This window comes from Propioniciclava sp. (genome assembly GCF_029977985.1).
Lineage (GTDB): Bacteria > Actinomycetota > Actinomycetes > Propionibacteriales > Propionibacteriaceae > Propioniciclava.
In genome coordinates this window covers 1-9,388 of the sequence record NZ_JARKOT010000021.1, presented here as the reverse complement: position 1 = coordinate 9,388, position 9,388 = coordinate 1, and the positions used below count along the sequence as shown (strand labels likewise).

Below are 9,388 nucleotides of genomic sequence, written 5' to 3'. Positions count from 1 at the left end.
GGCGGCCAGGTAGGCCGCCTTGACGGTGCGGCCGGCGTCGGTGAGGAACGCATCAGCGGTGGCGGCGGGGACGACGGCCTCCGTCGCGTCGCCGCAATAGGTGAGGAGTTCCGTCGGGCGCAGCGCGACGACGAGGTTGCCCGCCGCGTCGAACGTCAGCGCGTCGCGGAGGCGGTCCTGCAGGTCCTCCTCGCGGGCGAGATCGGCCAGGACGTCGGTGCCGCCCGCCTGGCGCGCGGCCACGACCGCCTCGGCGAACGGCTTCTCCTGCCCGGCCGCGACGAGGTCCCGGCCGCGCCAGGTGGTGCCGGTGGCGCGGTCGAAGTGGAACACCACCGCAGTGACGGTCTGCGTGGCCCCGTCGAACACGTCCGCGTTCTCGCGGACGCCCACCACGCCTCCCCGGGAGTCCAGGGTCGCCTCCCACGAGGAGGCCAGCGTCGGTGGAGCGTCCTCGTTGGGCGCGAACCCGGCCTCGAACGCCGTCCGCCGCTCACCCAGCCATCCCCGGATCGCCGCGGTGAGACCCGCGGCGTCCGCAACGACGGGCCACGTGAGGCTGATGGTCCGGGCGGGGTCGACGGCGGCGTCCCGCCCGGTGGACCAGCCCTGTGGCAGGGCCGGCGGCGCAGGGGTGGCGGAGGTGGTGTCCGAAGCCGTGGGGGTCGCGGCGAGGGTGGGCAAGGGCTCGGGCGGTGCGGGCGGTCCGGGCGGCGCAGCGCCGGTGCCGGCCGGTGGGACGAGGGCGCAAGCCGTCAGCGACAGCGCCGAGACTGCCGCGAGCACCAGCGTGCGGGGGTGGGGGTTACGCACGGCGACAGACTACCGGACGGTGAAATCCGACATCAGTCCTCGAGTGGCCCCATGAGGTCGACGCGAGGCGGGCGCAGGATGGAGCGGGCGACGTTGCGGAAATCGTAGGTCTCCAGGACGCGGGCCGCCTCCTCGTCGCTGAGGTCGTAGGCGTGCGCGAGCATGCGCACGTTCTCTGTGTAGAAGGCGTGCAGCTTGTCGACACCCTTGATGAACTCCAGCGCATTACCCATGAGCCCTAGTCAGCCGCATCCGGCCGACGAACGGGCGAACGCAGGGTGACGGCTGGGCAAACGGGTGCGCCGGGAATGTCGGTGCCGTTCAGTACCCTGCCGCCATGGAGATGCTTCCTGCCGCGTTCGCCTCAGGGTGGGCCAGCGGCATCAACGCGTGGGCGACCGTGCTCGTCCTCGGCCTCATCGGGCGGTTCTCGGGCATCGAGGGCATTCCCGCCGGTTTCGAGCGCACCGACGTGCTCGTCGTGGTCGGCATCCTGTGCGCGATCGAGTTGGTGGCCGACAAGATCCCCTACATCGACTCGACGTGGGACGCGATCTCGACGGTCATCCGGCCCATCGCCGGCGCCGCGATCGGCGCACTGTACGCGGGCGCCAACGGTGACCTGGCCATCATCACGCTCGCCTCGGTGGGCGGCATCACGGCGCTGGTCAGTCACCTGACGAAGTCGGGTATCCGCCTGGCGGTGAACACCTCGCCCGAGCCGTTCACGAACGTGGCGGCGTCGTCGGCGGGCGATGTGACGGTGACGGGTATGGCCACGCTCATCGCCCTCGCACCCGTGGCGGCGGCGGTCGTGGCCGGCATCTTGCTCGTGCTCGGGTTGATCGTGCTGGCATTCCTGGTGCACCGCATCCGGCGCGGCTGGCTCGCGTTCCAGCGATGGCGCCGCCGCGACTCGCCCGCGCCCGCCTGACGTGGCGCGCGTCAGCGTCCTCGGGGGCACGTTCGCGGGGGTGGCGGCGGCGGTCCGGCTGGCACGGGTCGGCCACACGGTCACCCTCGTCGAGCCGGACGCCGCTTGGCCCGATCTCCTGCGCGCCCAGCTGCGCGACCCGATCGACTTCCCCGCTCCGTGGCGCGACCTGTTCACCAAGTCGGGCCGGCCGGCCGCGGGAGCGCTCGGCCTGCACGGGCTCACCCTGGCGCCCGATCCCGGCACGCCCGCCGACCGCGGAGCCTGGTGGCGCCACGACGTCGCCGCGCTGGGCGAGCCCGCGGCGTCCGCCTGGCGCGACCTCGTGGACGCCGCCGACGACGTGTGGCAGGCGCTGCGTCCGCTGGGCCTCGAGGCCGAACTGACCCCCGGGGCGGTCGCCCAAGGCGTCCGCGCCGGCCTGCTGGACGGGCGCCGCAGCCTCGCCCACGTCGCCGCGCGTCTGCCCCACCCGGTGCTCGCCGCCCGCGTGAGGGCACTGGCCGCCGATCTCGGACTCGCCCCCGCCGATGCCCCGGCCTGGCTCGTCTCGCGGCTGAGCGTGCGGCGCACGTTCGGCCGCTGGCGCCTGGTGGACGCCGCGGGTGCCGCCGCGTCGGCGGCCCGGCTCGTGGACGTGCTCCTCGACCGGCTGGACGCCCGCGGCGTCCCGGTCGCCGACACCGAGCCGGACGCCGACGCCCAGGTGGACACCCGCGATCCCGGGCTCGTCTGGCACTCACCGCGACGGCTGCGCCGCGGCGACACGTTCGTGGACCAGCTGCTCGCCCGCCCTGGCATTCGGGTGGCGGGCGAGCCGCGCCGGTTCGCAGCGTCGGCGTCCTCGGCGGGCGGCGCCGAACCGTGGGCGCAACTGCTGAGCGGCGCACTGGCCACCTATGCGGCGCACGAGGCGCTGACGGGCGAAGACATCCGCCCGACGAACCGGAATCGGGGCCATTGACGGCGGCGATAGAATGACCGTCTTGGTCTTTTTCTGGGCTAACGCAACGGGGACGATCCTTGAACGACGCAGAGCTGCTCGCCCGCGAGCTGGCGACCGAGCAGGCGCACGTCGACGCCGTGTACGCGCGGCTCGACGCCGCAACTCAGTCCGCCCGCACCGTGGCGCGGTCGGGCCGCGAGATCTACACCTCCGACCGCCAGACGTGGATGCGCGAGGAAGACGGCACAGCCCTGTTCGAACGGGACGCGTTCGCCTTCCAGGCCGCCCGCCGGCTCGCCACGCTCGACGCCGAGCACGAAGGCCTCGTGTTCGGCCGGCTCGATCTCGACGGTTCCGACCCGGACGCCCCTGCCAACGGACACGACCGCGAGACCCGCTACATCGGGCGCATCGGCGTCCGCGACGAGGAGTACGAGCCCCTCGTCATCGACTGGCGCGCGCGGGCCGCCGAGCCGTTCTACCGGGCCACGCCTACGAACCCGATGGACGTCGTCCGGCGGCGCGTCCTGCGCTGCCGCAACGACCAGGTCATCGGGATCGAGGATGACCTGCTCGACACGGACGCCAACCGCGACGGTCTACCGATCATCGGCGAGGGCGCGCTCATGGCGTCGCTGTCGCGGGCGCGCGGGACACGCATGCGCGACATCGTGGCGACCATCCAGGCCGAGCAGGACGAGGCCATCCGCGCCGAGCACGCCGGCGTGACGATCATCGCCGGCGGCCCGGGCACGGGGAAGACCGTGGTGGCGCTGCACCGGGCGGCCTATCTGTTGTACTCGAACCGGCGGCGGTTCGAGCGCGGCGGGATCCTCGTCGTGGGCCCGGGGCCGCTGTTCATGAACTACATCGAACGCGTCCTGCCGAGCCTGGGCGAGGACTCGGTGACGTTGCGGGCCGTCGGCGCGGTGGCGTCCGACGTCTTGGGTGGGCTGGGCTCCGACGTGGTCGACGACGCGCCGACGGCGTTCGTGAAGGGCAGCCTGCGGATGGTGCCGGTGCTGCGGAACCTCGTCAACCTGCCCCTCGTCGACGTGGGCGCGGGCGGGCTCGAGGTGCGGGTCACCGTGAAAGGCAACGTGCTCAAGCTGGGCGAGGCGCACCTGAACCGCCTGCGCGCTGGGGTGCTGGCTCACCAGAAGGTGAACCTCGCGCGCGACGCCGCCGAGCGGGCGCTGACGGCCGCGCTGGCGGCGCAGATGCCCGAGGACGTCGACCTGGAGGCGGAGGTCGTCGAGGAGCTCATCACGTCCTCGGCCGCCTTCCAGATGTTCATGAACGCGTGGTGGCCGGCGCTCGGTCCGGTCGAGGTGCTGCGGCGCCTCGGCGAACCGCGCGTCCTGGCGCGCGTCGCCGACGGCCTGCTGGACGCCGACGAGGCCGACCTGATCGCCGCGAGCTACGCGCCGGGCGGGGCGCTGACCGTGGCCGACATGGCGCTGCTCGACGAACTGGCCGCGATGCTGGGGCCGGTGCCGGTCGCAGAGGACATCGATCCGACCCTGTTCCTGCTGGAGGGGTCGGACGTGTCGGAACTCGTCACCACCGACACGACGGGACCCAAGGCGTCCGATCTGCTGACGGAGGACGCCCACGAGACGTACGCCCACCTGCTCGTCGACGAGAGCCAGGACATCACGCCCATGCAGTGGCGGATGCTGCGGCGCCGGGGGGCGCAAGCGTCGTGGACGATCGTGGGCGACCTGGCGCAGAGCTCCTGGCCCGATCTCGACGAGGTGGGCAGGGCCGTGCGCGACCTGATCGGGTCGGCGCCCCACCGCGAGTTCCGGCTGTCGGTGAACTACCGGTCCCCTGCGGAGGTCTTCGCGCTGGCGTCCCGCGTGGTGAAGGCGCACTACCCGAACGCCGATCTGCCGAGCGCGGTGCGATCGACCGGCGTCGAGCCGGAGTTGCGGGTGACGACACGCTCGGCGCTGCTCGCCGACCTCGCGGACGCCGTGGACGCGCTCACCGATGCGGTCGGCGGCACCGTGGGCATCATCGCCCCGCCGTCGGAGCTGGGCTGGGTGCAGTCCGAGCTCGCGACCCGGCTGTCGACGCGCATGAACCCGGCGAACCTCGACCGGGTGCTGTACGTGACGCCGCTGGAGGCCAAGGGCCTCGAGTACGACGGGGTGATCGTGGTCGACCCGGACCGCATCGTCGCGGAGAGTCCGGGCGGCGTCCGGGTGCTCTACGTGGCGCTCACGCGGGCGACGCAACGGCTGGTCACGTTCGACATCGACGAGCCCGGTGCCTGGCGGGCCCCGCTCGGCGCGTCCGCGCTCGGGGAGAACCGCCACTGACGCCGCTTGGGCGCACGCACGCCCCGCACACACCCGGCGGTTCTACGCCTGGGCGGCGTCCGGCTGACCCACCGGCGTCTTCGCGCCCAAGCGGGGATCAGGCGCTGCGGACGGGGAGCTCCCGGAGGCGTCCGAGGATCTCCGCGGTCGCCTTGGACCGGTTCAGCGTGAAGAACTGCAACCCGGGCGCACCCGCGGCCAGAACGTCGTCGGCGAGACGCGTCATGAGGTCGATGCCGACCTCGCGGAACCGCACCCGGTCGTCGGCGACCGCGAGGAGGGACGCCTCCACTTCCGCCGGCATCCGCGCCCCGGAGAGGTGGGCGAACCGCTCGATCTGGCTGGGCACGGTGACGGGCATGATGCCCGCGACGATCGGCATGGTCCCACCGAGGGCCCGGAAGCGCTCGACGAGCGACACGTAGGCGTCCACGGAGAAGAACAGCTGCGTCACGGCGAACTCGGCCCCGGCCTCCTCCTTCTCCAGCAGGAGGCGGGCGTCGAGGTCGAGCGACCCCTCCGGGTGCCCGTCGGGGAACGCCGCCACCCCCACTGTGAAGTCCCCCACCGACTTGGCCAGCCGCACCAACGCGGTGGCGTTCGCCAACCCCGCTGGGTGCGGCGTGAACGTGCCTCCGCCGACCGGGTCGCCGCGCAGCGCCAGGATGTGCGTGACGCCGAGCCGCTCGTACGACGCCAAGGCCCGGCGCACCTCGTCGGTCGACTGGCCGGCGATCGTCAGGTGCCCCATGGTGCGCGCATCGGTCTGGCCGCGAATGGCCCCGACGGCCGAGAACGTCTTGTAGCGGGCCGCGCCCGTCGCCCCGTACGTGACCGACACCCAGTCGGGCCGCAGCGGGCCGAGCGCGTCCACGGTGCCGATCAGTTGCTGGACGCCGGCATCGTCGCCGGGCGGGAAGAACTCGAAGCTGAACGTGGGGCGTCCGGTCTCGCGCAGGCGGTCGACGAGGCGGGTCGCAGGCATGCGCGCCACCCTAGGCCAGCCGCGCGGGCGGCGTGCGGCTAGGCTCACCCCGTGGTCACGCTGGATCCCGCCGCCCCCCTCGCCGACGCCTTCACCGAGGCTGTGTCGGACGCCCTCAGCGGCTTCCTCGACACCCAGGCGCGGGCGCTCGCGGCGATCGACCCGTTGCTGGCGCCTCTGGTCGAGCGTGCCCGCGTGTTCACCGCCGGCGGCAAGCGCCTCCGGCCGGCGTTCTGTGCCTGGGGGTATGCGGCCGCCCACGGCGAGCTCGCCCTTCCCGAGGCGGTCGTGCGCGCTGCGGCGTCCCTGGATCTGCTGCATGTGTCGGCCCTCGTCCACGACGACGTCATGGACGCCTCCGACTCCCGCCGCGGCGTGCCCGCCGCCCACCTCCAGTTCGCCGCCGACCACACCGACCGCGCGGCCCGCGGTGACGCCGACGCCTTCGGCCGGGCGGGCGCGATCCTGCTCGGCGACCTGCTCCTCATGTGGAGCGAGGAGATGTTCCGAACCGCCGGTCTGGACGCCGTCTCCCGAGGTCGCGCCCGCCCGCACCTGGAGGCGATGCGCACCGAGGTGACGGCCGGTCAGTACCTCGACGTCCTCGCCCAGTCCCGCCACCCGCACCCGGCGGCCCGCACTGCAGCCGGGCGTGACGACCTCGCCCGGCTCGTGTCCACCGTGGTCACATGGAAGTCGGCGTCGTACACGGTCCGGCGGCCGTTACTGCTCGGCGCGACGCTCGCCGGCGCCGACGACGCCGCCCAGGACGCCCTCACCGCCGTCGGCCAGCCGCTCGGCCGGGCCTTCCAATACCGCGACGACGTCCTCGGCGTCTTCGGCGACGCGGCACTCACCGGCAAGACCTCCGCCGAGGACCTCCGCGAGGGCAAGCTCACCCTCCTGGCGATCGAGGCCTTCGCCCGTGCCGACGAGCGCGGCGCCGCCGAGCTCGCCACCCTCTTCGGCAACCCCCGGCTGGACGCCGCAGGTGCCGCCCGGGCGCGCGCCCTCATCACGGACTCGGGAGCGCTGGAGGCCGTCGAGGCGCACATCGACCGCGAGTTCGCCGCTGCGCTCAGTGCCCTGGACGCCGCCCCGATCGCGGAGCCCGCCCGCGACGGTCTCGCCGCCCTGGCGCACCGGGCGGTGCGCCGCAGCTACTGACGCCGGAGCCGCTCCGGCTCAGAGCTCGATGTCGCCGTCGCCGGCGTCGAAGGGCTTGAAGGACAGCTTCGGCCGGGTGCCGAAGGCGGACATCGTCACGGCCTCCATCCGCTCGTCGCCGTTCCAGGCCGCGCGCAGATGGTCCTTCAGGACGCGCGCGACTGCTCCCGGATCGTCGGCGTTCGTGATGGCGGCGCCGACGGCCACCCGCATCGCGCCCGCGCGGACGACGGCGTCGATCGTCCGCGGGCTGACGCCCCGCACGGCGAACCAGGGCTTGGAGTCCACCTCGTGCGCCGGCGCGACGGACGCGGCGTACCGCACCAGTTCCAGGCCGGGGCCGACCAGGAGGAAGTCGACGGCAGGATCGGCCAGGGCAGCGTCCACCTCGTCGGTGTCGTGGCACTCGCGGCCGATGACGGTCCACTCGCCGAGCAGCTTGTGGGCGCGTTCGGTGTTGGCCTCGGGGTCGACCAGCACGGCCAGATCGGGCGACAGACGGGCGGCCGAGACGGGGCGTCCGAAGTAGCCGGAGAGACCTTGGGTGGTGCGGGCGGCCTCCAGGATGCCCTCGAGCGCCGCCTCGGCCGCCTCGGCGGCGATCGGCTCGGCGGGATCCTCGCCGACAGCGATGATGTCGGCGCCACCGGCGAAGACGGGCTGGGCCAGCTCGGCGACCACGCGCGCGCTGGGCGCGATGTAGAACAGGCGGGCCAGCTTGAGCCGGGTGGCGATTCCCATCAGTGCGGTCACGGCGCCAGCATCTCACACGCCCCCGCTCGGCAACGGGACTCACCGGCGGGTCCTCTCCGGGGCGGGCGCCGCGTCCGCCTACACTCACGCTTGGGCGGGCACGCGCCACTTCCTTCCCCGACCCGTGCCTGGAGTTCCGTGTTGACGAGCGAGCGCAACCGCGGTGGCCTCATCGGCCACGTGCTCGACGACCGCTACGAGGTCGTCGGGAAGCTGGCGCGCGGCGGCATGGCGACCGTCTACCTCGCCCAGGATCTGCGGCTCTCCCGCGAGGTCGCGATCAAGATCATGAACGACGGCCTCGGCGACGCCGACGACTTCGCCGCCCGCTTCGACGCCGAGGCGCGTGCCGCGGCCCACCTGTCGCACCCGCACGTGGTCAGCGTCTTCGACCAGGGCGTCGACGACGGCCGGCCTTACATCGTGATGGAGTACGTGAAGGGCTGCACGCTGCGCAACCTGATCACACGCGAGTCCCCCATGGACCCCCAGCGGGCCCTCGACTTGCTCGAGCCGGTGGCGTCCGCGCTGGCGGCGGCGCACGCGGCGGGCATCATCCACCGGGACGTGAAGCCCGAGAACGTCCTCATCTCCGACCGCGGCGAGGTGAAGGTGGCCGACTTCGGCCTCGCCCGCGCGATCACGGCCAACTCGCACGCGGCGACGACGGGCCTCGTCATGGGCACGGTCAGCTACATCGCGCCCGAGTTGGTCACGAAGGGTCGCGCGGATGCACGCTCCGACGTCTACTCGCTCGGCATCGTGCTCTACGAGATGCTGACGGGCCGCAAGCCGCACAGCGGCGACGAGCCGATCCAGGTCGCCTACAGCCACGTCCACAACCAGGTGCCGCCACCGTCGGCGGAGTTGTCGACGTCCTGGCGCGGCTCGCGCAGCCTGCCGCCGTACGTGGACGCTCTCGTCACGACCGCCGCCAACCGCGACCGGCCGAGCCGGCCGCTGGACGGGGGCGTCCTCCTCGCCCACCTGCGCGACGCTCGCAACGCGCTCGTCGCCGGCGTCGAGGACGACCCCGCTCTCACCGCGCGCATGCGCGCCACCACGCTGCCCGCCGAGGAGACGACCACGGTGGTGCCGCCGCGGGGGGCGTCCGTCGAGCGCCGGTTCACCCCGGTCACGCCCGTCTCGCCCACGTTCGACGTGTCGGCCGACGGGGCGCTGTTCTACAGCACGGGCCCCGTCCCCTACTCGCCGCAGTCGCCGCACACGCGGTCGCTGCCGACGCTCCCCCCGGACGCCGAGGCCCCCGTCCGCCGCCGCTTCCGGTTGGGTCGGCTGGTGGCGGCGATCCTCGCGATCGCGGTGCTCGGCGGCGCCGGCTGGGGTGGCTGGTATCTCCTCGAGGGCCGCTGGACGACCGCCCCAGCGCTGGCCCTCCTCACCCAGACGGACGCCCAGCTCGCCGCGCAGGCGAGCGGGGTCGGCGTGGTGTTCGAGCGCGA

The 9,388-nt window shown here is 73.5% G+C and carries 9 protein-coding genes; 5 read left to right on the top strand and 4 right to left on the bottom strand.

Annotation, left to right across the window (positions count from 1 at the left end; genetic code table 11):
* A partial coding sequence (locus tag Q1K57_RS01910; RefSeq protein ID WP_300078395.1) for a hypothetical protein occupies positions 1–813 on the bottom strand: 813 nt, incomplete at its 3' end.
* A gap of 32 nt (positions 814–845) precedes the next feature.
* On the bottom strand, positions 846–1,046 hold the full coding sequence (locus Q1K57_RS01905; RefSeq protein ID WP_300078393.1) for a hypothetical protein: 201 nt from the start codon (positions 1,044–1,046) through the stop codon (positions 846–848).
* Positions 1,047–1,150: 104 nt separating this feature from the next.
* Between Q1K57_RS01905 and Q1K57_RS01900 the strand changes: the two genes are divergently transcribed.
* The 3 genes from Q1K57_RS01900 to Q1K57_RS01890 are packed head-to-tail and all read left to right on the top strand — an operon-like array spanning position 1,151 to position 5,020.
* A complete protein-coding gene (locus Q1K57_RS01900; RefSeq protein WP_300078390.1) occupies positions 1,151–1,747 on the top strand; it encodes a DUF4126 domain-containing protein in 597 nt (198 codons plus the stop codon).
* Between the two features lies 1 nt (position 1,748).
* Positions 1,749–2,711 (top strand): hypothetical protein, encoded by a 963-nt coding sequence (locus Q1K57_RS01895; protein ID WP_300078388.1) that lies wholly within the window; start codon positions 1,749–1,751, stop codon positions 2,709–2,711.
* 59 nt (positions 2,712–2,770) lie between these two features.
* Entirely contained in the window at positions 2,771–5,020 is a 2,250-nt protein-coding gene (locus Q1K57_RS01890; protein WP_300078386.1) for a UvrD-helicase domain-containing protein, read from the top strand.
* A 97-nt stretch (positions 5,021–5,117) separates the two neighbouring features.
* Here the strand turns inward: Q1K57_RS01890 and Q1K57_RS01885 are convergent, their stop codons facing one another.
* Entirely contained in the window at positions 5,118–6,005 is an 888-nt protein-coding gene (locus Q1K57_RS01885) for a methylenetetrahydrofolate reductase (protein ID WP_300078384.1), read from the bottom strand.
* A gap of 51 nt (positions 6,006–6,056) precedes the next feature.
* On the opposite strand from Q1K57_RS01885, the gene Q1K57_RS01880 reads away from it, so the two are divergent.
* Entirely contained in the window at positions 6,057–7,172 is a 1,116-nt protein-coding gene (locus Q1K57_RS01880) for a polyprenyl synthetase family protein (protein WP_300078382.1), read from the top strand.
* Positions 7,173–7,190: 18 nt separating this feature from the next.
* Here the strand turns inward: Q1K57_RS01880 and Q1K57_RS01875 are convergent, their stop codons facing one another.
* Positions 7,191–7,925, bottom strand: coding sequence for a thiamine phosphate synthase (locus Q1K57_RS01875; RefSeq protein WP_300078379.1), 735 nt, complete (start codon positions 7,923–7,925; stop codon positions 7,191–7,193).
* A gap of 141 nt (positions 7,926–8,066) precedes the next feature.
* Here Q1K57_RS01875 and Q1K57_RS01870 point away from each other — a divergent pair.
* Positions 8,067–9,388: protein kinase (locus tag Q1K57_RS01870; protein ID WP_366525318.1), on the top strand; the 1,322-nt coding region annotated here is incomplete at its 3' end.